Annotated in this window: 27 protein-coding genes; 6 read left to right on the forward strand and 21 right to left on the reverse strand. The window is 41.6% G+C overall.

Going from position 1 to position 24305, the window contains the following annotated elements:
* Positions 1-189: 189 nt before the first annotated feature.
* On the reverse strand, positions 190-438 hold the full coding sequence (locus tag FZC78_RS04905; RefSeq protein ID WP_148938519.1) for a DUF2535 family protein: 249 nt from the start codon (positions 436-438) through the stop codon (positions 190-192).
* Positions 439-530: 92 nt separating this feature from the next.
* Positions 531-1208: an SOS response-associated peptidase gene (locus FZC78_RS04910; protein ID WP_148938520.1), complete on the reverse strand. Its 678-nt coding sequence runs from the start codon at positions 1206-1208 to the stop codon at positions 531-533.
* Between the two features lie 98 nt (positions 1209-1306).
* On the opposite strand from FZC78_RS04910, the gene FZC78_RS04915 reads away from it, so the two are divergent.
* On the forward strand, positions 1307-1531 hold the full coding sequence (locus FZC78_RS04915) for a hypothetical protein (protein WP_148938521.1): 225 nt from the start codon (positions 1307-1309) through the stop codon (positions 1529-1531).
* Between the two features lie 342 nt (positions 1532-1873).
* Positions 1874-2506 (forward strand): PAQR family membrane homeostasis protein TrhA, encoded by a 633-nt coding sequence (gene trhA / locus FZC78_RS04920; RefSeq protein WP_148938522.1) that lies wholly within the window; start codon positions 1874-1876, stop codon positions 2504-2506.
* Positions 2507-2590: 84 nt separating this feature from the next.
* On the opposite strand, the gene FZC78_RS04925 is transcribed toward trhA, so the two are convergent.
* The 14 genes from FZC78_RS04925 to FZC78_RS04990 all read right to left on the reverse strand — a co-directional run bounded on the left by FZC78_RS04925 (position 2591) and on the right by FZC78_RS04990 (position 16132).
* A complete protein-coding gene (locus FZC78_RS04925; protein ID WP_148938523.1) occupies positions 2591-2917 on the reverse strand; it encodes a DUF3243 domain-containing protein in 327 nt (108 codons plus the stop codon).
* 118 nt (positions 2918-3035) lie between these two features.
* Positions 3036-3761 carry a lysophospholipid acyltransferase family protein gene (locus tag FZC78_RS04930; RefSeq protein WP_252183510.1) on the reverse strand — a complete coding sequence of 242 codons (726 nt, stop codon included), beginning with the start codon at positions 3759-3761 and terminating at the stop codon, positions 3036-3038.
* Positions 3762-4132: 371 nt separating this feature from the next.
* Positions 4133-4618, reverse strand: a complete 486-nt coding sequence (locus FZC78_RS04935; RefSeq protein ID WP_148938524.1) for a dihydrofolate reductase — start codon at positions 4616-4618, stop codon at positions 4133-4135.
* Positions 4615-5409, reverse strand: a complete 795-nt coding sequence (locus FZC78_RS04940; RefSeq protein ID WP_148938525.1) for a thymidylate synthase — start codon at positions 5407-5409, stop codon at positions 4615-4617. The genes FZC78_RS04935 and FZC78_RS04940 overlap by 4 nt, the downstream gene beginning before the upstream one ends.
* A gap of 12 nt (positions 5410-5421) precedes the next feature.
* Positions 5422-6123: an anthrax toxin lethal factor-related metalloendopeptidase gene (locus FZC78_RS04945; protein WP_148938526.1), complete on the reverse strand. Its 702-nt coding sequence runs from the start codon at positions 6121-6123 to the stop codon at positions 5422-5424.
* A 293-nt stretch (positions 6124-6416) separates the two neighbouring features.
* The gene (locus FZC78_RS04950) at positions 6417-7010 is read right to left on the reverse strand and encodes a YpjP family protein (RefSeq protein ID WP_148938527.1); all 594 of its coding nucleotides are present in this window, start codon (positions 7008-7010) and stop codon (positions 6417-6419) included.
* Between the two features lie 277 nt (positions 7011-7287).
* Positions 7288-8127 carry a class I SAM-dependent methyltransferase gene (locus tag FZC78_RS04955; protein WP_252183511.1) on the reverse strand — a complete coding sequence of 280 codons (840 nt, stop codon included), beginning with the start codon at positions 8125-8127 and terminating at the stop codon, positions 7288-7290.
* A gap of 24 nt (positions 8128-8151) precedes the next feature.
* Positions 8152-8589 (reverse strand): BrxA/BrxB family bacilliredoxin, encoded by a 438-nt coding sequence (locus FZC78_RS04960; protein ID WP_148938528.1) that lies wholly within the window; start codon positions 8587-8589, stop codon positions 8152-8154.
* 134 nt (positions 8590-8723) lie between these two features.
* A complete protein-coding gene (locus tag FZC78_RS04965) occupies positions 8724-9848 on the reverse strand; it encodes a conserved virulence factor C family protein (protein WP_148938529.1) in 1125 nt (374 codons plus the stop codon).
* 72 nt (positions 9849-9920) lie between these two features.
* The gene (locus tag FZC78_RS04970) at positions 9921-11807 is read right to left on the reverse strand and encodes an ABC-F family ATP-binding cassette domain-containing protein (RefSeq protein ID WP_148938530.1); all 1887 of its coding nucleotides are present in this window, start codon (positions 11805-11807) and stop codon (positions 9921-9923) included.
* On the reverse strand, positions 11804-12448 hold the full coding sequence (locus FZC78_RS04975) for an HD domain-containing protein (protein ID WP_148938531.1): 645 nt from the start codon (positions 12446-12448) through the stop codon (positions 11804-11806). Before FZC78_RS04975 ends, FZC78_RS04970 begins: the two co-directional genes overlap by 4 nt.
* A gap of 579 nt (positions 12449-13027) precedes the next feature.
* Positions 13028-13867, reverse strand: a complete 840-nt coding sequence (locus tag FZC78_RS04980; RefSeq protein WP_148938532.1) for a DegV family protein — start codon at positions 13865-13867, stop codon at positions 13028-13030.
* A gap of 58 nt (positions 13868-13925) precedes the next feature.
* Positions 13926-14414: a hypothetical protein gene (locus FZC78_RS04985; RefSeq protein ID WP_148938533.1), complete on the reverse strand. Its 489-nt coding sequence runs from the start codon at positions 14412-14414 to the stop codon at positions 13926-13928.
* Between the two features lie 26 nt (positions 14415-14440).
* Positions 14441-16132: a formate--tetrahydrofolate ligase gene (locus FZC78_RS04990; RefSeq protein ID WP_148938534.1), complete on the reverse strand. Its 1692-nt coding sequence runs from the start codon at positions 16130-16132 to the stop codon at positions 14441-14443.
* Positions 16133-16499: 367 nt separating this feature from the next.
* Between FZC78_RS04990 and FZC78_RS04995 the strand changes: the two genes are divergently transcribed.
* The gene (locus FZC78_RS04995) at positions 16500-17627 is read left to right on the forward strand and encodes an MGDG synthase family glycosyltransferase (protein ID WP_148938535.1); all 1128 of its coding nucleotides are present in this window, start codon (positions 16500-16502) and stop codon (positions 17625-17627) included.
* Between the two features lies 1 nt (position 17628).
* The gene (locus tag FZC78_RS05000; protein WP_187444807.1) at positions 17629-18609 is read left to right on the forward strand and encodes a metal-dependent hydrolase; all 981 of its coding nucleotides are present in this window, start codon (positions 17629-17631) and stop codon (positions 18607-18609) included.
* A gap of 125 nt (positions 18610-18734) precedes the next feature.
* Here the strand turns inward: FZC78_RS05000 and FZC78_RS05005 are convergent, their stop codons facing one another.
* Positions 18735-19430, reverse strand: a complete 696-nt coding sequence (locus FZC78_RS05005) for an AIM24 family protein (protein ID WP_148938537.1) — start codon at positions 19428-19430, stop codon at positions 18735-18737.
* Between the two features lie 14 nt (positions 19431-19444).
* Positions 19445-20128, reverse strand: a complete 684-nt coding sequence (locus FZC78_RS05010; RefSeq protein ID WP_148938538.1) for a class I SAM-dependent methyltransferase — start codon at positions 20126-20128, stop codon at positions 19445-19447.
* 272 nt (positions 20129-20400) lie between these two features.
* Between FZC78_RS05010 and FZC78_RS05015 the strand changes: the two genes are divergently transcribed.
* Positions 20401-20619, forward strand: coding sequence for a DUF3892 domain-containing protein (locus FZC78_RS05015; protein WP_148938539.1), 219 nt, complete (start codon positions 20401-20403; stop codon positions 20617-20619).
* Positions 20620-20953: 334 nt separating this feature from the next.
* Here FZC78_RS05015 and mntR read toward each other — a convergent pair whose 3' ends face one another.
* The gene (gene mntR / locus FZC78_RS05020; protein WP_148938540.1) at positions 20954-21376 is read right to left on the reverse strand and encodes a transcriptional regulator MntR; all 423 of its coding nucleotides are present in this window, start codon (positions 21374-21376) and stop codon (positions 20954-20956) included.
* Between the two features lie 334 nt (positions 21377-21710).
* On the opposite strand from mntR, the gene cspD reads away from it, so the two are divergent.
* Positions 21711-21911 (forward strand): cold-shock protein CspD, encoded by a 201-nt coding sequence (gene cspD, locus FZC78_RS05025; RefSeq protein ID WP_113929350.1) that lies wholly within the window; start codon positions 21711-21713, stop codon positions 21909-21911.
* 1028 nt (positions 21912-22939) lie between these two features.
* On the opposite strand, the gene FZC78_RS05030 is transcribed toward cspD, so the two are convergent.
* Together FZC78_RS05030 and FZC78_RS05035 are read right to left on the reverse strand one after the other, a co-directional pair.
* Entirely contained in the window at positions 22940-23116 is a 177-nt protein-coding gene (locus tag FZC78_RS05030) for a zinc-finger domain-containing protein (RefSeq protein ID WP_148938541.1), read from the reverse strand.
* Between the two features lie 417 nt (positions 23117-23533).
* A complete protein-coding gene (locus FZC78_RS05035; RefSeq protein WP_148938542.1) occupies positions 23534-24187 on the reverse strand; it encodes a reverse transcriptase-like protein in 654 nt (217 codons plus the stop codon).
* Between the last annotated feature and the right edge of the window lie 118 nt (positions 24188-24305).

Consider the following 24305-nt stretch of genomic DNA (forward strand, 5'->3'; position numbering starts at 1 on the left):
AGAGAGCCGCTCTTTTCTTTCCAGCTTACCAGGTTATTATAGTGAATTGTGGCGTTATTCTTCTGACATTCCGCCAGACATCGGCTATTATTGAATTGTTCAGTTTTTAACGAATCCTCCCCTATAAAAATGATATTTTCACGCAAAAAAAGAAGCACATCACGGGAGGAGTGCTTCAAAATTAAAGGGCTACGCATTATTTTTTAATTCTACGGCATGATAGATACTTTGGTATTCCGGCCACTTCAAATGCCTTTTTAAATAATCACGGAAACTGAAAACCTTTTTCCCGGTTCCCTGATTAATATCTGACAGGAACAATTGAAGCCGCATATTGACTTTAAAATAGAGCGGGTTATCATTGGCCAACACTGGAATGTCTAAAATCTTTACCTTCTGTCCATAACTATTTTTGAACTCAAGGCTTTTCAGTAACAAAATATCAATCCTCTTTTTCACCCGTTTATACTTATATTATACCTTATAATCGTTGCTGACAGATGAGATGTTATCGTAATTTTTAAATTTTCTTATGACAAATTCTCCAATGGTTTTACACAGGCTTCAAAATCATTCCTCGTAGAATTGACTTCTTGTGACACTTTATACTTTGTCATGAACTCCGAAGGAAAAGGCACAAGCAGCTCCTTCACATCATTGAAGGTGTAGTCTGCTGTAGAAATCCATTTCTTGATGCTTTCCTCTCCCTTTAGTATGACAGGCATCCGGTCATGCACCGGCTGTACAAGATCATTGGCAGAGGTCGTGATAATGGTCGAAGAAAATGCTGCAGAATTGTCGTTTGCCTGCTTATCCCACAAGCCGGCAAAAGCAAACGGTTCCTTATCCTTCATCATAAAGCGATAGGGCTGCTTTTCTCCGTCCTTTCTCTTCCACTCATAGAAGCTGTCCGCTAGAATCGCCGTTCTCCTTTTGTTCAGCAGGTGCTTGAAGCTTGATTTTTCTTCCAGCGTTTCACTTCTGGCATTGATAAGGGGCTTCCACTTGCTTTGATCTTTTACCCAAGATGGGATAAGTCCCCATCGAATCGGACCCGCCATCCGCTGTCCTTTACCTATAATCAAGGATAGGACCGCCTGCGATGGAGCAACATTGAAGCGAGGTCCCCATTCATAGACCCATTCATCTATAAGAAATTTTTCGACAAGCTCTTCATAAGACATTGTCAATGTGAACCGTCCACACATGGCTGCCGCCTCCCTCTTGTATGTATTTTAAATTATGACATATATTATATAAGACTTTTTGGAGCAAACCTAATAAAAGCAATGGAGGTTTCTTACTGATGGATTACAAACTTAATGCTGTGGACAGCGAAATTCCTGTTATCGTAACAATTGATCCGGATAACGGTATCTATACAATCAGAAAGAGTGATACAAGCGGAGAGATTTTTAATGATCCTGAAGATCTTTTAGCCTGGTATCAGGAGAATTTGGAGCCCGGCAGCTTCACCTCCTCCATTGAATACCAAAAAGCGATTCAATGGATTAAGGCGAATCTTCATTAAAGTCACGGGCGTTCTTTATCCAGCTCTTTGCACAAACTTTGGAACTATTTAAACCCCATAAGAAGCGCCTTATTTAAATTCATATCAAACATCAAGAAAAGAACTGTTCTTCCCATATATAATCTGCTCATTTACTTTTTATTTCAGAATTTTTCCTATTAAGGGGCCCTATCTTACGAAGATCATATGAAATAGCAACAAACTATACGTAAAGAGCCATTCAAAAACTCTTTTATTTAAAAGTTCTTACAGAAGCTAAGCATCTAACAATATCTTTCATTTGCCATACCGCCTCCGCCATATTATGATGAAAACAGGATAAAAAAAGGAGGTACAAATCGGTTGGCCTTTGATTATACAAACTGGAAAGAAGAAATTGCGAACGCTGTGACACACGGTATCGGGTTTCTCCTGAGCATCCCGGCTCTTGTGCTGCTGATTTTGGCTGCAGTTGAAAAAGGGACTGCTTGGCATATTGTAAGTTATACGATTTTCGGGGTTTCCATGCTGCTTCTGTATTTGTTTTCAACATTACTTCACAGCTTTAAACCCTCACCAATAAAAAAATTGTTCGCCATCCTGGACCATTCAGCTATATATCTGCTGATTGCCGGAACCTATACTCCATTTATGTTAGTCAGCTTCCGCACCTCTTTGGGATGGACGATTTTTGGGATCATATGGGGATTGGCTATAGCGGGGGTTGTCTTCAAGTGTTATTTTGTAGACCGCTATCAAATAATTTCGACCATAGTTTACCTTCTCATGGGATGGATGATAATCATTGCCGTCAAGCCGCTATACGAAATCCTCAGCCCTACTGGGTTTTTGCTTCTTTTGACAGGCGGAATCTTTTATTCCATCGGAGCAGTTTTTTACGTATGGAACAAGCTTCCTTACAACCATGCGATCTGGCATTTATTCGTATTGGCAGGAAGCACTTTTATGTTTTTGTGTGTATTGCTTTACGTTTAATAGTTAGATTGATTTCTATAAAAAAGACCCTGCAGGACGGCAGCAGCCATCCAGCAGGGTCTTTTTTTACTCATTTAATCTGCATTAGGATACCAGTTTTACAAGCATATGGGAAAGCATATGCTGCTCTTCTTTATTACCGGCTCTCCATAGTTCATATAAAAGTTTTTCTTCGCGGTTTTTCGGCTCTTCATGCTTTGCTAGATAATCTCCAACTTTTTGAGCTGCTTTTGCTTTCTGCTCTTCATTTAAGCCTAATTTGTCAGCCTTATCTACTTTGTCGCCCAAATAGGATTTGAAGCTTTCGAAGTTGTCTAGAATGTCTTCTTTTTTATCCTCTGACATGTTTGAAAGTTTGCCTTCTACTTTGCTGCCTACTTTACTGTCATTAGTATTAGTGTTGTGTTCCATTCTGTCTCATCTCCTTTTTATTGATTGCTACAGTGTCTATATTCCCGGCTGCCATTAGACTAAACCATCCTGAACACACTGAGAAAAAATTATTTTCAGATGAGAGACATGAAACATTTTATGAAGCTTTGTTGATCCTGCCGGTTTCAATGATTTCTTTTAAGAAGTCTGCCATATCCCTTGGCGTTTTGCCGTGGTAGTCAATAAGCGGAAGGGCTGGCAGGATATTAATACGAACAGAAGCTGGTTTAAGCCCTCTCTTCTGATTTTCATAAATATCGGCAGTGCCGCTTATATAAATGGGGACTACCGGCACACCTGCGTCAAGGGCAATTCTGAATGCACCAGTTTTAAACTCGCCAATGCCTCTGCCTTTATTCCGAGTTCCCTCCGGAAAAATCACCAGAGAATGGCCGTCCTTCAGTTTGGCAGTACACTCCCTTAAGGAAAGGACGGACTGCCTTTTATTCTTTCTATCAACAAAGACACAATTCAGGACTTCCATCCAGCCACTGATGATCGGTACTTTTTTCACCTCGATTTTCGACATGAATCCGAATGGCTTATCTACATACCCTAAAAGTACAGGAATATCGAAATCGCCCTCATGGTTGGAGATGAACAGTACAGGGCCATCCGGAATATTGCCTTCCCCGGATACCTCCACCGCAGTGCCGGTCCTCTTAATGATCCCTCTGGCCCACCTTTTAGCCATGGCATGTCTCTTTCTATCTTTCTCCTCAATAGGAAATGAATCGCTGATATTTTTCATTTTCACAAGATTGGGCACACTATAAATCAAATATAAAGCCATAAATGATAGCACATACAAAAAACGAAACATGGTAAACCCCTTTCTGATTTTCTCTCTGTTATTATATCTTTTTTTAGGCTCTTTTCGTAAACTTTGTTGCTATTTAATACTAACTCCGAAGAAATACCCATGTTACGAAGGGGATATCCGAAAACAACAATATATGCGAAAATATCTTTTTCATAGTGCATGACTTCTTTTTTTCATAGGATTTGGAGTATGCATTTTTTTAAAAATGTTATTGCGGGGAAAGAGCTGAGTTGATAGATGGGCACACTTGCTCATGTCAGTTAATAGGCAGGGTAAAGATTTGTTATAAAAAGGCTGTTTTCGCAAGGCTTGTTCAGAAAAAAACATTTAAAAAGAGCCGGCAGACTCTAACGTCTGCCGGCTCTTTTTTATTATTTCTTCTTGTATACTTCAAACACATAATGATAGGGATTTTGCTCGTTTTGTACTCCCTGCTTAGTGGAGATCAATTCATACTCATCCCAATTGAGATCAGGGAAGTAGGTATCCCCTTCGAAGGTTTCATAAATTCTTGTCACATACAGCTTGTCCGCGTAGGGGATGAATTTTTCAAATATCTCCGCTCCGCCTGTCACCATGACCTCGACTTCCATTTCTTCAGCATGATGGAGGACTTCTTTTATATCATGATAGACAATGCAGCCTTCTGCTTCATATGATGCATCTCTCGTGAGGATGATGTTTTCTCTTCCCGGAAGCGGCCTTCCGATTGATTCAAACGTCTTACGTCCCATCACGATTGGATGGCCCATTGTTGTTTCTTTAAAGAACTTCAAATCCTCCGGCAGTCTCCACGGAAGCTTATTTTCATAGCCGATTACACCATTTTTATCCATTGCCCATACGAATGAAATCATACACTTACCACTCCTTTAATATGAGGATGGGGATCATAATTTTCTAAAGTGAAATCATCGAAGCTGTAGCTGAAAATATCTTTGACATCTTTATTAATACGTATGGTTGGAAGAGCGCGGGGCTCTCGCGATAATTGAAGTTTGACCTGTTCCATATGATTTTGATAAATATGCACATCCCCGAAGGTATGGATAAACTCTCCCGGCTCTAAATCACATACATTAGCTACCATCATGGTCAGCAGTGCATAGGAGGCAATATTAAATGGAACGCCCAAAAAAACATCTGCCGATCGCTGGTATAACTGGCAGGATAACTTCCCGTCTGCCACATAGAATTGAAACAAGCAATGGCAGGGCGGCAGGGCCATCTTCTCAATTTCACCAACATTCCAGGCATTCACAATCAATCTTCTGGAATCGGGGTTATCCTTGATGTTTTGCACCAGCTCGGATATCTGGTCGATCGTTTCTCCCCCGGCACCTTCCCATGAGCGCCATTGCTTACCATATACTGGACCAAGGTCGCCTGTTTCATCCGCCCATTCATTCCAAATACGAACACCGTTATCTTGAAGGTATTTCACATTGGTATCGCCATTGAGAAACCAGAGAAGTTCGTGAATGATTGACTTCAGGTGCAGCTTTTTTGTCGTGAGCATCGGAAAGCCTTCACTGAGATCAAAGCGCATCTGATACCCGAAAGTGCTCACTGTTCCTGTCCCGGTCCTGTCTCCTTTCTCAGTCCCGTTGTTCAATACATATTCGCAAAGCTCTAGATATTGTTTCATGTCGTACCCCTTTTACATGGATTCCAATTCTGTGAAAAATTGGTGTGTCGCCGGAGCTTTTTCTTCCAGCTCCTCATTGGTTTTCAAGTTCAGAAAGTACATCGCAAAGGCCTCTGCGAAGTATTCCTCTTCATAATTCAGGAAATAATCTTCTTCTGGAAATAGAAAATGGGCTTCCTGTTTCCAAATAGCAGTGAACTTCATTTTATAGTAAAGATCATCAAGCACGTAACGATTGATGCTGTGTGCCAGTTCATGGAGTTCAAGATTAATGGATCCGTGGCCGGACCCTTTTTCGCTGTGCCCGATTTTCACGAGAACCAGCTTTGATCCTCCTATACCCGGCACCTCATCCCAGGTTCTTTCTGTATTAGTGTACCCTCTCGGAGTGACTCCTTTCAAGTGTTGAGTTGTGGGGAAACTAGTTAATTTATCTTGAAACAGACGGATCATGATTCCTTCTGTTTGAACAGAATGAAGTAGCCTTGTGGGTAGATGGTCAAGGCGGTAAATAATCTGCCTGGCTTCGGATTCATCAAATGGTTCCTCGGGAAGGAGAATGATTTCTTCAAGAACTTCTGAATTCAGTTCGATGTCTTTTGTTATGGGGGCCTTTTCGAGTAATAACCCGGGATAATCTGCGGAGGAATTCTGCAAAATAAAAAAGACTCCTGCAAAGACAGCAGCGACAAGTATTGAAAGTTTCTGATACATACCTGTTGTCACCCTTTCTATCGCATGAGGCTTCTTAACCGATTAGTGGACTATGTATCTATCATAACATATATTACAATAATATTTCTCTGTAAGATTATTGAAAAATCACACTATATACAATCACTATAAATAGTATTTGGATGAAATAGTTGGTTTTCACAATAATGAAAAGCAATGATTCATATAGTGTCTTTATAAAATTTAGCAGGTAATGAGAGTTTATCTTAACTCATTCAATGAATTTCCCACAAAAAAACAAGAACGTCTTCACGTCCTTGTTAACCGTGACTCTATGATAGACTGCTCCACTGGGGAGGTACATTTTTATCCCAGTATATATCCCCCAAAGTGTGATGCTCCTGGAAATTATCATGCTTGGTATGATAATGAAAGTTAAAATAGTAACCTTCTAAAGGAGGATGGTCTCTTCTTACATGAAAACGGATGATATCTTCACCGCTTCGTTCATCATAAATATGAAAAATCTTTTCGCTTTTCGCATAAGCAGGTACTTCCGAAATGGTTAAGTGTGAAAGTTCACTTTCAGGAAATTGCTCTGTCGTTTCTTCAATAGCGGTTTGGATTTTTGGCAGAATGACACTTTGGAATTCATTTTCAATCACCGGCTTGATTTTGCTGCCAAATTTAATATAAGCCTGGTGTTCTGCTTCAGTTAACATCTTTTGGACAAAGACCTCATGATCAACAACGGATTCTTCTGCAGTTTCGGTTACCTCAGTTTGGCTATGTATACTTGAAGCGGCTTTCGTATTGGTTTTAGTAAGGGTTTCATTCTCATTAAGAAATGCCTGTGAGGGAGTAACCAGCCCAAATGTTAAAATGGATATTAATACTACAAATGATTTTCTCATCCAATTAGACACGGAGATTCTTCCTTTCTATATGTATCTCTCTTTTTCCATTATACATATATAGACGGATGAATGGTCAAAAAGGTTTCGAAAATTTTATGAAGGATATTAAATGAGGAATATGGTACTATATTAAAAGAACTTGTAAAGAGGAGGAGTATCCATGAACGTTGAAATTATGGTGAGCATCGGTTTCTTGCTTTTACTGTTTTATTTTATTACCCTGACTATAACGGATTGATCAAAATACTTAAACGATAACGGGGTTTGCTCAAGGGAGCAGATCCCGTTATCCATGAACGGAGATAATTCCATACTGAAACTTGGCAGACGGACGTTTCCTCACATAAAATCCTAGTTCCTCAAACAGTGGTGAGTTGTAGTGTTCCTTAAGGATGACTCTGCCTTTTGCAACTCTTTCTGCCTCTCTGACTGTCTCTTTATCGATCCGCTGATATACCGCCCATTTGCGCAGTGTACTGATACCAGCTGAGTCTTCAATTGGCTCCTCAAACATTGGATCAAAATAAACTACATCAAAGCTGTTATCCTCCAATGACTTCAAACAGTCGATTGCCATGCTATGCACGACTTCAATTCTCTTCATTGCCGCATCCATCTCAATGACTCCAGAATCCCACACTTTTAAACCATGTTTAACCAAGTATGAAATTGGCAGGCTCGCTTCAATTCCTTTAACTTCTCCTTCCGTCCCGACCGTGTGACTTGCAATGATACTGTCAGAACCCATGCCCAAGGTGCAGTCGAGGAAACTCATTCCCTTCCTTAATCCTGCGGCTTCTGCAAAAGTATCACTTTCTCCCTTTAGGATTCTTTTCATGCGGAAGGAAGCTGAATTGGGATGAAAGAAAAAGGGCTGGTCAGAATTCAGTGAAAATAATTCCATACGCTCCTTTCCAACGACTAAGATATCCTCTTCATATTTCTCCCTCAGCCATTTTACTGTTTTCTTTTCTCTATTGATGTAAGAGAGGTTCAATTCATCTGCCGTTTTTTTCGCTTTTCGAATCATTTCGTTAGTTGTTCTGCCTGCCGTTGTAACCAACAAAGCTGCTTCCACCTTTCCTTTAGGCCATAATAGAAAATCCAGGCAAAAGGAATTATACATTCCTTCCTCCTGGATTCATTGCGTTTATTTCTGTGTTTTTTCAAGCCCGGTTTGGATTTCAGACATGATTTCTCCAATAGAGTGATCCTCAATATTGTCGCGGGGGATGAAGTGGATAACTTCCTTGCCCTTCATGACAGCCATTGATGGAGATGAAGGCTCATATCCTGTAAAGTATTCGCGCATCTTCGCCGTTGCTTCCTTATCCTGGCCGGCAAAGACGGTAAGCAGCTGATCAGGCTGTTTTTCGCTGTTCAATACAGATTGAGTGGCCGCCGGTCGTGCCAGCCCCGCTGCACATCCACAGACAGAATTCACGACAATCAATGAAATTCCTTCAGATTGTTCCATTGTCTGCTCCACTTCTGCTGCTGTTATTAATTCCTTGAATCCTGCTTGTGTTAATTCTGACCTCATCGGCTTGACTACTTGCTTCATATATTCTTCATATGCCATTGACATGCTTATCCATCTCCTTTTACTTTTTCTTTCCCTTTAACTATTGAGCTGATCTGTCTACTCTTACTTCTCATGTGTATGCTTTTACACAATTTGTACCATGAAATAAATATCATTTTTGGTGGGCAGCGAGCCTTTTACTGCTTTCGTGCTTCTGTCATCTGCTTCCACACAGAACCCTTGGCAGCCTCTCCGCCCTCGATTCTTTCAATAGCCATTCTGACCTGAAGCTTGACTTCAAATTCGGGATCATCTTCGGCAGCTTTCAAAGCAGGCAGTATGCTTTCATCTCCTGCTTCATATAGGAACATGGCCGCACGCCACCGCACAAGCTTATTTTTATCCTGAAGGGCGTCCGCCATTTCATTCATTGCCTCTTTAAAACCGAGGTCTGAGAGGCAGTCTCCTGCGGTTCTTCTGACTGTCACGGTCTTGTCTTTCAACCCTTTATATAATAAAGGAAGCACCATTTTGTCCTCGATCATTCCTACATATACGACAGCCAGCCTGCGGATGGAAGCTTTTTCATCATTCAATGCTTTCTCAAGAAGCGGCAAGTCTTCCAGCTCAGGATCCTTTATGCTATCTAAAAGCTGATACCGTGTCTGCCAATCAGGTGCATTAAAATCTTCAACGGTCACTTTCTTTCCGCCTTTACTTTGCTTCTCATCTTTACTTTCCGGATTCTGTGCTCTTTTAACTAGTGAGTGCAGACGGTCTTGGGGGTAAGCTGCAAGAAGCTCTTCCACCACGCTTTCCCCGATTTCTTCCAGTTCACCATAGCGGGCGCCCTGGTCTTTCCATTTTCTAAGGAGAACCACATTATCTCCTTCCATTTGTGCATCGCTTACAGCTTTAACGAACTGTTCCGGCATGGAAAAGCGTTTTTCCTCCGAATCAGTTGAAAGCTTCACCTGCATGGGAATTCCTTTGAATTCCTGTACACTGACAGCGACTTCCCCAAAATGCTCATCAGCTTGCAATGCTTCATTATGAGCTTCTGATTCTTCTCCAAATGCTTTTCTTACTCGGGGAAGAAGCTCCTGCCAGTCAAATTTAGCATTTCTTTCAACAGCCAGGAAGTCGGCAACATGATAGACGCCTTTAATTCCTTCAATCTCCAGGATATCTTTAATTCTCTTAGGTGCAGAATCCGCATCCTCTTTTTTATAGTTATTGCTTTTGCCGCCAGCCATTTCTTCATCTAAAATGATTTTCATTGTATTTGGGCTTGGCGTTGGTTCTATGGATTTGATCCTCATGATCTTGACCCCTTTCTCCGTCATAATTATCTATAGTTTAACATAGACAGAATAGGTTTCTAATGAATGTGCTTAATCCTCCGCAATTTCAGAAAGGTAGGACCATCGTTCAATTAAATGTTCCAGGGCTGTATTATACTGATTGATTTCTTCCATTAGTTTCTGGGCTCTTTCAAAATCGCTTCCGACCGCTTCAAGTGAGGCTTGTGCCTCAGCAAGCTTTTCTTCCGTATCTGCGATTTTGTCATCGATTGCTTCCCATTCCCTTTTCTCGTTATAATTCATCCGCTTCTTTTTCTCAGAAGCAGGCTTTGCGGCTGGCTTGTCTGAAGGCTTCTTTTCTTTCACTTCCGCTTTCTCATCCGTTTTCTGGGCAAGATACTCAGAGTATTCTCCTAAATAGGTCCCGATATGACCGCTTCCTTCAAAGACGAGAAGCTGTTCTGCCGTTTTATCAAGAAAATAACGATCATGGGAGACCGTAATGACTACACCTGAAAAATCCATAATATAGTCCTCAAGAACGGTCAATGTTTCTGTGTCAAGATCATTGGTAGGTTCATCGAGCAGGAGTACATTCGGCTTGGTCATCAATAATTTCAACAAGAAAAGCCTTCGTTTTTCTCCTCCTGAAAGCTTTCTGATCAGCGTTCCATGACTGTGCATGGGAAACAGGAAACGTTCGAGCATGCTTGCGGCCGATATTTGGTCTCCGCTGTCAGTTGTGATTACTTCTGCGGATTCCCTGATATATTCAATCATTCTTTTATTTTCGTCCATTTCTTCATGGCCCTGAGTATAATAAGCGATCTTCACTGTCTGCCCCTGGTTCAAATCGCCTGAATCTAGTTCGTCGGTGCCAGCTAGAATATTAAGGAATGTCGATTTTCCGCTTCCGTTTCTTCCGACCACCCCAATACGATCGCCTGGCTTGATCAAGTAATTGAATCTGTCGAGAATAATCTGTCCCGGATAACTTTTTACCGCATCCTTAAATTCAAAAACCTGTTTGCCCAGACGGCTTCCTGAAAGAGACATATCTATTCCATCACTTGCTCCTGAAGGAGACATGTCCTCTTCCAGATTTTCAAAACGTTGTATCCTTGCCTTCTGCTTGGTCGTCCGTGCTTTGGCACCACGTCTCATCCAGGCTAACTCCCTGCGATAGAGATTCTTTTGCTTTTCAGCCATATGTTTTTCTTGTTCATTTCTTTCAGCCTTCGCCTCAATGAATGCCTGGTAATTTCCTTTATAGGAGTAAAGGCTGCCTCCATCTAGTTCAAAGATCCGGTTAGTGACGCGGTCCAGAAAATATCTATCATGTGTGACAACCAGCACAGCGCCCTGATACCTTGACAGGTAATCCTCAAGCCACTTAATTGACTGATAATCGAGATGGTTGGTAGGCTCGTCGAGTATTAGAAGATCAGGTGTTTCAATCAACACTTGTGCAAGTGCCACACGCTTCTTCTGCCCTCCCGAAAGCTCACCGACCTTTTTAGAAAACTGCGAAATGCCGAGTTTAGTCAACACTGCCTTTGCATTGGCATTGGCATCCCAAGCATTATGGATTTCCATCTGCCTTTGCGCCTCAAATAATACTTCCTGATTGCGCTGGCTTTCAGGACTTTCTTCTAACTGGAGCAAGGCAGTTTCGTAATCACGCATCACCTTGATAACCGCGGCATCGCTTCGGAATACCTGGCTGAGTACGGTTAATGCAGGATCAAGATCTGGCTCCTGAGATAAATATGAAATCACATAATCATTCGGCTTGGTCATATCTCCACTATCTGCTTCATCCCAGCCTGCAATAATTTTCAAAAGGCTTGATTTACCAGTTCCATTGACTCCTATCAGCCCTGCTCTCTCCTTATCTGTTATCGTAAAGCCTATATTCTTGAAAAGGGTTTTCTCCCCGTAGGATTTTGTAATGTTTTCAACTGTTAACATCCTCATTGCTGACCATTCCATTCTTTGTAAAATTGCTTGAGAAAAAGTTCCATAAACCTATGCCGTTCTTCTGCGATCTCTCTTCCAGTCTCTGTGCACATCTTATCCTTTAAGAGAAGCAGCTTCTCATAAAAATGATGGATGGTGGATGATTCTCCATTCCGGTATTCATCATGTGTCATCTTTTCTCTCACCGCGAGTCCGGGGACATAGATCGGATTGCCTTTTTTGCCTCCATAAGCAAAGGTCCTCGCAATACCGATTGCACCGACAGCATCCAGCCTGTCTGCATCCCTGACTGCTTTGGCTTCCAAGGTATCCAGTGTGCCCTCTTGACCGCCGCGATAGGAAATCACTGATATAATCTCTAGAATCTTCTCTTTTTCTTCATTATGTAATTCTATACTATTCAGTACTCTATGTAACTTATCCTGCCCCTCCTGTTCACTTTCATTAAGCTTATCATCTGCCACATCATGCAGCAGAGCAGCGGCCTCTATCCTGGCGAGGTGGCAGCTTCCTTCATTTCTTCCTATATATAAAGCAAGATTTCTTACTCTGTCTATATGGTACCAGTCATGTCCGCTTGAGTCCCCGGCATGAATTTTTTTCACTAGCTTCTCCAGGATTTTAAGGTTGTTTTTCATGGAGGGTTCCTCCTTTTAACAAATTAAGTTATTGATCGAAAATCAGGCAGTCTTTCGAATCCAGTTTCGGCACCCAGGAATTCTTCTTAGCATCTAAGGAGCAAATAACCTATGGAGGACATTTGCCGGCGGGAGATAAAAAGGGAGCTTTCGTTTATTAATCTATTTTAACAGATTGGGGAAGTAAATTTATTGGTACTCTGATTATTGACCAAGGAGAAATAAGGAGACTATTGAATAGACCCTCTTGGACCTGATTTCTGTAAAACTCTGAGGCATTTAATCGTATGGATTATTATTCTTGGTACAACTTTCTCTTCATAAAGAATGTGAAGATTTTTTTGAGTTACCATGCCATTTTCTTCTTAGCTTCCTGACTTAATGGCACGTGTCCATGCTGCCAGATCTTCTGCTTCTTGTTTAGAAGGTGATCTTTGTAAATAAAGACGTTATCAAATTTATATAGAATGGCAGCATAGTTTGCCAAAAGAGTTTTACAGATGACTTTTACAAGAATGCATAAGATTAATTTTTAATATTCCTAAGCACAAAAAAAGAAGAGGGAATCTTCCCTCCACCTTACTGAGCAAACCAGCTGATTCCCAATGTGTTTTCCCCTGCATGCACTCCGATGACAGCACCTAGTTCATGCGAGGAAAAGTCAATATCGGGGTACTTTGCTGAAAGGCCGGTAATCCAGGAATCCGCTTCCTCTTTATTCGATCCATACAGAATATAAACCTCTTTGATTTTTTTGTGCAAAAGCACTTCATTCAAATAGTCTTTCATCCTGCTGTAGCCTTTTACTGTGCTTCTTACCTTTTCCTCTACTTCAAGTTTTCCATCTTTTATCGCCAGGATCGGTTTAATTTTCAGGACAGAACCCAGAAAAAATGATACTCCGTTCATTCTCCCGCTTTTGTGAAGTTGTTCAAGGCTGCCTACCATGACATACGTTTCACCGGAATCGATTTTAAACAATAAGAGCTCTTCAATTTCAGAAGGACTCTTACCTTTCTTCCACGCATCGATACCTTCCTCTATGAGCTTTGTCAGAGGGTAGGATAAGATTTTGGAATCAATAACGGTCACAGGTATATCCACAAGCTGTGCTGCCTGGCGTGCAGAAGAAATGGTTCCGCTGAAAGCTGCTGAGACATGTATGGAAAAAATATGATCATACTCTCCTTGAAGTTTTGAGTAAAGTTCCTTGAATACTCCGATAGATGGCTGTGAAGTTTTGGCATCGGAGCCGTTTTCTTTTAACAAGTGAAATAGTTCTTGAGGAAATAAGTCGACCCCGTCTTTGTATTCCTTGCCCCCAATCAATATATTCATCGGCACAACAAATACATTTTTCAGTTCATCCAATTTTTCAGTCCTGCATGCGGTACTGTCTGTCACCCACGCTATCTTCATCCTCCTCGTCCCCCTTACTCTATATGTATGTCCATGCACTATTTATCTATGAACTTATTTAGAATAATTGCAGCAATGAATTCTCTATATGAAGGACGATTTCCTCCAAATCGTCCACCATTTCTTCCGTGATGATCCGATTAAAGTCAACAATTGCCTGGTATAAAGATGGATGGAGGGTGGAAGTCACTTCCCGCCATTCAATTTTCCGGCGTTCCCCCCACCATTCTTCCATACTTGTGATGAAGGTTGCTGGAAACGGGCTTCCTTCTGATTCATACAGAACTTGAAGCCTTGCCCCCGGTTCTCCCCCGAACTCAGGAAAAGCCTCTGCATTCCATTCTTTAGCACCTGCACTCAATGAGACCGTCACAGTAATCTTTTCACTGGCTGGGTTGCAAAGGGTTAAAGAATATCTCCTTGCCAGACTTGCCAGATCTACATTATCTTCTCTATTAACCACCTTGAGCGACCCTAATAGTTCGAGTTCATAAAGAGCTCCCTGAAGGACCACTTTAAGGTTTTCATAGGCTGTAGGATCAAACACTGCTTTTTTCCCCTTTCATCCCTGACTTAATAAAGTCCGCTTACATTACCTTTTTCGTCTACATCCATCCCATAAGCTGCAGGGATTTTGGGAAGGCCCGGCATTGTCATGACTTCGCCAGTCAAAGCTACGATGAACCCTGCACCTATTTTGGGCCTGAGCTCCCTGATGTGTATGGAGAAATCTCTTGGTCTACCCAGCTTTTTTGCATCGTCTGAAAGGGAATATTGGGTTTTAGCCATGCATACCGGTAATTGTCCCCACCCATTACCTTCAATTTCTTTAAGCTGTCTTTCTGCTTTTACAGAAAACTCAACGTCTCCCGCTCCGTAAACATTGTAAGCGACCGTTTTGATTTTATCTTCAATGCTTACCTGATTGTCATACAATCTTTTAAAAGACTTCCGGCCATTGGTAATGACATCGATCACTTTGTGAGCTAAATCCTTTCCGCCTTTTCCCCCATTTTCCCATACTTCTGTCAGTGATACAGCTGCCCCATGGCTTTCACACCAGTTCATTAGAAAAGATAGTTCCGCCTCTGTGTCTGTAATGAACTTATTGACAGCTATGACATAAGGAACCCCGAACAGGCTGATGGTTTCCATATGCTTCTGAAGGTTCTCTAATCCTTTTTCAAGTGCAGTCAGATTCTCTTGAGATAAATCCTTCTTGTTCTGTCCTCCATGCATCTTCAGCGCACGTACGGTTGCTACCAGCACTACGGCATCCGGGCTGGTTCCGAGTGCAGTTGTTTTGATGTTCATGAATTTTTCTGCCCCTAAATCGGCTCCAAAGCCGGATTCTGTGACCACATAATCTGAAAGTTTCAAAGCAGTGCGGGTGGCAATGACTGAGTTGCAGCCATGGGCGATGTTGGCAAAAGGACCGCCATGAACAAGAGCTGGTGTATGTTCGATAGTCTGTACAAGGTTGGGTTTCATGGCATCCTTCAGCAGCATGGTTAGTGCTCCTGCTACTCCAAGCTGCTGAACGGTGACTGGTTCCTTATGTATGTTATAAGCGATCACCATGCTGCCAAGGCGGTTCTTTAAATCATCAAGGTCATTTGCCAGGCATAGGACGGCCATGATTTCAGATGCGACTGTTATGTCAAACCCATCTTCTCTCGGCACACCCTGGACAGGGCCTCCCAATCCAATGATAATCTGCCTTAGAGCCCTGTCATTCATATCAAGCGCCCTTTTCCAGGTGATTCTTCTCTGATCAATCTCAAGTTCATTTCCCTGGTGCATATGATTATCGATCATTGCCGCTAATGCATTATTGGCAGTAGTTATGGCATGGATATCCCCTGTGAAATGAAGGTTAATATCCTCCATCGGAAGAACCTGGGCATATCCGCCGCCTGCCGCTCCGCCCTTGACCCCCATTGTCGGTCCCAAAGACGGTTCTCTGAGAGCGATCATTGTTTTTTTATTGATTGAATTCAGGGCATCGCCAAGTCCGACTGTCACAGTTGATTTGCCTTCTCCTGCTGGAGTCGGATTAATGGACGTAACCAGTATCAGCTTCCCATCCTGTCGGCCTTCCAGTTTTTTTAACGTTTCATACGATAATTTCGCTTTGTATTTACCGTACAGTTCGATATCCTCTTCCTGAAGACCGAGGGATCCTGCTATATCCAAGATAGGGAGCATTTCTGCCTTCTGTGCTATTTCAATGTCTGATAAAAACTTCTTTTTATTATGTTCCATTTTCATTCCTCCTGAAATCTTAAGGCATCGCATAAATCTTTTTAACCCTATGTAACTTTTACAAAACTGGCTTAGTTCCTTCATATACACTTTACAAATTTTTTGTAACCTATTTTTATAGGATACCATTTTTTCTTTATATTGAGGGGGCTCTGTTTGTGCATAATAAAAGGCTGTTTTCTCATATATTGTTGCTTTCGGAAAAATCCGAAGAGCCGGATTTTTCCCCGGATACTAAGAGTTTTATCTCTTATCGAGGGAGAGTAGCCCTTTTCTTCGATGTTTCCAGATTTCACCTCTTTTCATATGGTTATTTTTTCGAATTAGTATCAAATAACAACAAAGTTTACGAAAAGAGCCTAATAAAATGACGATTTTGATATTGACTGCTCATTACGGTGAAGGACATGTCCAGACTGCTCAAACGCTTGCAGATACATTCATTGAGAAAGGTGTGCAAAATGTCCATGTTTGTGATCTGTACGGGGAAGCTTATCCGGCAATCCATAGCTTTGCACAAACTCTCCTGAAGAAAAGTTTTTCAAGATTAGGAGCTCCTTTGTATAAAGCGTTCTATTACGGCACAGATAAGCTGTCAGCCAAAGGGCTTTCATACTTCTACCAACATCTTGGGAAGAAAAGACTCATAGAATTATTCCAATCATACCGCCCGGATATTATCATTACCACTTTTCCTATGCATGCAGGTGCCTATCTGCGCTCACGTCCGGCATTCAACATTCCGACATACACCGTCATCACCGACTATTGTGCCCACCCTTTATGGACCCATCCCTTGATTGAACAGTATTATGTCGCCTCACAGCAGGTCAAAAATACTCTTACCAGTTTCGGAGTGAACGAGAATCGAATTGGAGTAACAGGCATACCAATCCGAAAAGGATTTAGCCACCCTCCTGATCGTTCATCGGAAACCTTCAAGAAATTCAGCCTGGATCACACTAAAAAAACAGTTGTTATTGCTGGTGGAGGACTTGGTCTTCTGCCCGATGTAGATGAAATCTATAAAGGGCTGAATACTCGCAGCATTCAGATCGTCCTCGTCACCGGAAGGAATAGTGAATTAAAAAATCAACTTTCGGATGTTTATAAATCCTATGAAAACATCAAAATCTTAGGGTATGTCGATAACATACTTGAACTCATGTCTGTAACTGACTGCCTCGTCACCAAGCCCGGCGCTATCACTCTCACAGAAGCCGCTTCATTGAATATTCCGGTTATCTTAGTAAATCCGAATCCTGGACAGGAGACTGAAAATGCACGATTCTTTGCCAGTAAAGGCGCTGCCGTCATTGCCTTAAAAGCCGAATCCATAACGCCCTATATTTCTTCGATACTTTCTGATGAAGTGCTCAGGCAGCAGTTTTCCAAAGGATACCAATCTATTTATAAAAGAGGAGCAGCCATGAAGATCGCGGATGATATCCTTGAACGAAATGTTCATCTTCGTCAACAAAAAGGAGCCAACTAATATGGATACACTGACTCATGTGATCATCGGTGGTGGAATTGCATCCTTAAGCATGCTGGATCCTGTTATAGCTGAATCAGGAATCACTCCATTCATTTATGCATCTTGTATACTGGGCTCTAATGCGCCTGATCTTGATTACTTATACAAGATAAAAGGAAAAAGTTCATACTACCGTAACCATAGAGGGTTTTCACATTCCCTTCCCATGGTGCTGGTATGGACACTTTTGATTTCCTTGCTTTTTGTTCCATTGGCCTCTCCTGTTACTCTGCTGCATATAGCCTTTTGGACCTATCTATCTGTACAATTTCATGTTATTTCTGATATTCTCAATATTCATGGAACACAGGCTTTACGCCCTTTTTCAGCAAAATGGCTGTCCCTTGATGCCATTCCGCTTTTTGACTTTTTTATTTTAGCCCTTCACGCAGGTGGGTTTGCAGCTATTGGATTAGGAGAACCGCCTGGTGAAAGCTTTCTTATTGTTTATGAGATTCTTGGCTTTTATTTTGGGATACGACTGCTGGTTTCTTTTTCAGTCAAAAAACATCTGAATGCTCATTTCAAAAATGCAGGAAGAATAAAAATCATTCCATCCATGAATTTATGGAGTTTTCACGTCATCATTGAAACAGAAGAAGATTTTATTCTCGGGCAGTACTCACTCGGTAATCTTGTCATTGAAACTATACTGAGCAAATCCTTAGAAATGGATAGCAGCGTGCAGGTTTCCTTGCAAGATGAAAAAATTGCCGATTTTCTATTCAGTACACCGTTTGTACTGCCGAAAGTTGTACACCGAAAGAACAGGATCGAAGTCAGGTGGATTGATTTGCGTTTCAGGAAGAAACTTTTCTTTCCCTTCATGGCAGTATTTGTGTTAAATAAATCCCTTACCAGCGGAAAAGCATATGCAGGCTGGTTCCACAGCCCTTTCCAATTCAAGAAAAAGGTAAATCAGTTGAACAATGATTTATAAATGCGGCGCATAGGATGACTTATTCTTATGGGCTCAGTCCTTAAACTCAAACCCCACTCCATCAAGTAACGGAGCGGGGTTTTCAATGGACCGAAAAGAACATCCGGCCAATCTATAGAATTCCTTTATTGCTGCTCGCTGTAATACACTTCTTCAAAAGGCTGAACAACAACGAACCCTTCTCCTTCAAATTTCATTTGGATGGATTCGCCGCTGCCTCGCCCGAAGAAGGTCTTCAAAGAGACATCTGTCACAAAATCAGGCTCAAGATCACCTGACCAAGCAACAGTAGCATTAGGGTCGGTATAGACTGGGCTGCCCGGCCTCACAATCAGTGTCAAAGGTTCGTAATGTGATGTAATAGCAACCATCCCGGTCCCCTCTATGTGTACATTAAACAAACCGCCTGCCATCATGCCAGCTACTCTTCTCATCAGTTTGATATCCCACCTCATTCCTGGCTGAAAAGCCAGCAAGTCATTTCCGTTCACATAAATCGACTCATTGTTCAAATGAAGAATGGAAATTTTCTTCCCTTGATCAGCCAGATACAGTTTTCCTTGACCCGCTGCTTTCATTAAAGAAGTGCCCTCACCTGTAAATGCCTTTTTGAACATCTTGCCCAATCCGTGCTCCAGTACACCCTCTCTCTCGAACTTGATGGAGCCTCTATAGGAAACCATTGCCCCCATTTTCGCCCAGACATCACCATCCAGATTAACTTCGAGCATCCTCGGTGTTTCCAATTCAAATAATCCCTCACCTTTATCTTCCTGTTGTGTCTGTTTGATAAATTCATCTATTGAAAAACGCTGTTTCATATCCGTACCTCCCGTTAATTGTCTTGTATTCTGAACATAAATAGGGTCATGAATGATAATGCCTGCTTTAATTCAGAGGAAAGATTCATTAAATGTTTCTCGGGAACACCCTGTTTGTAAATCCATTTCTCATCGTCTTTCACCATTCCACTATCAAGAGCAAGTTTTTCAAGCTCCCACGGCATCATGGTATTGCATATAACTTTTTCACCGTACAACCGGGGGAATGAGTTTTCCCTCGGGTGAGCCGTCGGACCAAGAATCCCTATGCATAACATGCCATTCTGTTTCACAAGTCCTTTAACTTCCTTCAAAGCGTGAAGAGGATTTTCTGTCCATTCCAAAGAATTAATCATCATGACTGCGTCAAATTCTTCTTTTTCAAAGGGAGGATTGGATAGGTCTCCCTGTATAAAACTTAATCTGTCCTTTTCTTGCTTTTTAGCGATTTCAACCATTTTTTCTGACAAGTCCATCCCTGTCACTTTGTACCCCTTCTCATACAGTAAATAGGAGCCAAATCCATCTCCGCACCCTAAGTCGGCCACCTTGCTGCCCTCCGCTAGATGCTTCACCATGAACGGTATGATCTCTTTCCTGCTGCCCTCTGTCCACATGTTCACACTTCTGCTATGCCAGTTGCTTGCATTGTTATTCCAGCGCTCCTGCGCACTTTCATGCCATTCATTCTTTTTCACTCTGTCACCTGCTTTGCCATTAAGGTATGTAAGTAAATTTCCCATCAATACTCTTTTCTCAACAGATCCCCAAAATCCTTCTTTTCGCGCCTTCTTTCTTGGGTGTTATTTTTCACTGATTGGCCATGTGCAGCCTATAGGGAGAAATAGGCCTCCACGAGCAACCAGCTCTAAGTCAAACAGCATGCTCTCGGCAATTTCGAAATCACCCTTTTAAATTTGCTTTTTTTGACCATACTAGGTGTGAAAATAATTTAAAGGATGGATAAACGATGGAGGAAATCACAAAGATTCAAAGGAAACATGACGGACAAATCATCAGTTTTCAGACCTCGTCAGGGAGGATCATCTCCTATCAAAAGGCTTTGATGGAGGCTCAAGAAGGAAATTTAACCGGAGTCAGCTTTGGACTCGATGAAGATGGAATGACCCATTTATCCAACAGCGTAGACGGTGATACAGGATTTTCGGATTTGCCGGAGATTTTTTGAATATCAAGTACAATAATGTTCTTGATACTCATTGAACAAGGATGGGAACGGAGGGATTTCGGCTACTGCATGACAAGCGGGATGAGCCGGGAGTGCTGCCTTCAGCCCTCCGAGTCATTCACCCTTCTTTCCCAGGCTATATTTGCCATTTAAACTAAAATTTGATTATCATCGCCTTTAGTCACGTGAAATAAAGAAAAATAAGCAGCTTTGTTGTAAAGAGACTTCATCCTTCTTAGCATCCAAGGATATTCGAAAGCAGCAAACTAAGCGGGATCAGCCCTTAACAAAGAGCGTGAACAAAAAGAGGACGATTCAGGAAATCGTCCTCTTTTCATTCGTTCTCATTTTTAGCGTGTATATCCCTTAAGCTTTTAAGAAGCTCATCATTATCCTCGAAAAGCTGTACAAGATCTCCGATTCTGTCGATCGAGTCCCAGCTTAAATGATGTTCTATTCCTTCGACGTCCTCATAAATATTTTCTTCTTTCACACCGATAATATTTAAGAATTGTTCCAGGAGCTCATGCCTGAAAACCAGTCTTTTTCCGATTTTGGTTCCCTTGGCAGTCAATACAAGACCCCTGTATTTTTCATATACAAGATAATCATCTTTATCTAATTTCTGTACCATCTTGGTTACTGAGGAGGGATGGACAGACAGGGCATCAGCTATATCTGAAACTCTGGCGTATCCTTTATTATCGATCAGTAAATAGATCTGTTCTATATAATCTTCCATACTTGGCGTCGGCATATCGAACCCTCCACATTGGTAAAATATCATTAAAAGTTTACTATAGATGCTTCTTGAATACAACCGAAAGTGACAAAGCCCTTGTTTCTTAAACCCTGATGCGAGACATTTACCGTCATTTTCCTCGTGTAAAAGGAATTAGATGAAAACGTTTAAATTTTCTCACAAAATCTTCGCTAACTTCCTTGACTCATTGGAACACCGTATTGTATATTTAAGACATCATTTACAGAATTCTATGTCTTCTTCTGTTGAGACTGACAAAAGGTTCTTACAATGATAATATTTCCAAGAGCACAAGAATGTGCTTGAAAGATTTAGGAGGAACAGTATTATGCAAAACGGTAAAGTAAAATGGTTCAATAACGAAAAAGGTTTTGGATTCATCGAAGTAGAAGGCGGAGACGATGTATTTGTTCATTTCACTGCTATCCAAGGTGAAGGTTTCAAATCATTAGAAGAAGGTCAGGAAGTTTCTTTCGAAATCGTAGAAGGCAACCGCGGACCTCAAGCTGCTAACGTAACTAAATTATAATTTCGACTATTATAGATAGTAAAGGAAGCTGTTTTGGCAGCTTCCTTTTTTATTTTTTTAAAGGCTCTTTTCGTAAACTTTGTTGCTATTTGATACTAATTCCGAAAAAGTAACCATATTAAGAGGCGGAAAATCTGGGAAGACCGAAAAGAAAAGAGCTACTCTCCCCGATAAGAAATAAAACTCTTAGTATCCGGGGAAAAATCCGGCTCTTGGGGTTTTTCCGAAATCAACAATATATGCGAAAACAGCCCTATTTAAACATATATATACAAAAGAAACTGTTTCCTTTTTCCCTACAGGCAGATGTTTCTCAAAGATTATCCTCTTAGAATACATTTAACTAAATAACCCCATTCGGCTTCACTACAGGGGAGTCACATCCTCTGGAACGGACTTAGTCCTCAGGGCCATATTATCCGATGAGAATACATTGGAGGACCTTCTTAAGTTATAATTTCCTCCCTAATTAAAAGGCTCTTTTCTAAAAGATTATTGTTTTAAATATTTATTATCCTCTTCCCCATTTTTACGGAGGAGGATCTTCGCTGCAGGCGTGCGACCTCCTGCGGGACTAGCGGTCGTCTAGTTCCAGCGCCTAGCTCCTCGGGATCAAATGTTCTCAAGAGAATAAAAGGAAAAAGCGCCTTTTTTTCTCTTGAGAACATTTGCCTGTCGGGTCTGACCAGGGCTGTTCCACTTTATATACAGGCGAAGCCGAAGAGGCTCATCCAGCTCCAGCGGCCGAGGGTCAGTACCCACTGGAACGGACTTAGCGACTAGCAGATTTCGGTCTCTCTCCTTGCGATAAGTCATCATCGAATCGCTTCGCTTTTCGTGATTCCTTTATCTCATACGAGGGCCCTAAAATCTGTACGTCGCTGAACGGCCACTTCCGCTTTTGCTTCACCGCCCGCCCCGCGGAGCCGTGCGCCTGGAGCGGAAATCCATTACTTTTAAAATAGCCACAATCTATGCGAAAACAGCCAATTAAAAAGAAGCTTGTTTTTAAAAGCTTCTTTGTTCTACTATGTTAAGTTCTTGCCCAATTCCTTGATCTCCTGGCCGACTGTGCATTTTTCTATGCAAAAGCGGTGAGCATAGGTTTTACCATGCTCCTTTCTAAAGTGTGCTTTCAGCAGACAGTCCTCACAGTATGTGGCATGAATTTCGTCCAGTTTTCCAATGACTTGAGTTCGTTCCACGTTCATCACCTTTCTTGTATCCGTACTTAATATTTGGCCCTTTTCGTAAACTTTGTTGCTATTTTATATTAACTTCGTAAGATAACGGCTTTTTATTCTGCTAAGCCAAAAGGAAATGAGCTGCTCCCCGCTTAGAGAGAACTTTTAGTGTCCGGAGGGTGATACTCTCGAAAGCAAAATTAATGCGAAAACAGTCTATTTAATAGGCTTTTTCTAATTAATTGCTGATTTAGAATTCGATTTCACCTTCCCCCCTTTATGTAGGAGGATTGAAGCGGAAGGCGTACGATCTCCTGCGGGATTAGCGGGACAGGTGAGACCCCGCAATCTAGTTCCAGCGCCTAGCCCCTCGGAGTCGTCCGCCTGGGGCGGAAATCCATTTCTTTTTAAAGCAGCCACAATCTTTGCGAAAACAGCCTAATATTTAGAGTGGCTGTGGATAAATGTATCCTGCAGTGCTTGATTCGCCAAATGATCTGCTTCTTTATTTTCTTTCCGGCCAATTGCCTCATAGGCAGGCCTGATGCCAAGTGATTTAATTTTTGCTTCAATGCGGTCCAGCCAATTATTCAATGATTCTTCATAGCAGGGCCATTCTCCTTCAAGCTGTTTCAATACAACCTGTGAATCCCCTTTGATTATGCAAGGAACACGGTGAACACCGAGTTCTTCTAGCAGACCCATACAGGAATAAAGAGCAGCATATTCAGCTTCATTATTATTATCAAGCTCGAGAAGTTTTTCGTTCTTCCTGATCCTGAAATCCTCTCCGCCTTTTTGATAGTATACCACCATTCCCAGACCGGCAAGTGCATTTTCTTTATCGTATCCGCCATCAAAATAAACTGTAATATTTTCTGGTTCCTGTTCGAGCTCTTCTTTCAGTTTGAGGAACTCTTTTCTGCTCCACTCATTCTCCATTTCATCACGGATAATGATATTCTTCGCTCTCCCCGTTCTCATTAGATCTTCAATTAAATAATCCACAAATTTCCGATTCATCCAATCAGATTCAAATGTGATATTCTCCGGAATCTTTCCGTTATAATTCCAAATCACTTTCATTTTCATGGGGTCCCTCTCCTTTCAGTCTTCTTATTTGTCCGATTTGTCTTAACTATGTATAATGTACAAGGTCTTTTTATTTTATTAGGGCGTATTTAGTCTGCTTTGCGTTAAGAATATATAC

This window comes from Rossellomorea vietnamensis (assembly GCF_008180415.1).
GTDB classification, from domain to species: domain Bacteria; phylum Bacillota; class Bacilli; order Bacillales; family Bacillaceae_B; genus Rossellomorea; species Rossellomorea vietnamensis_C.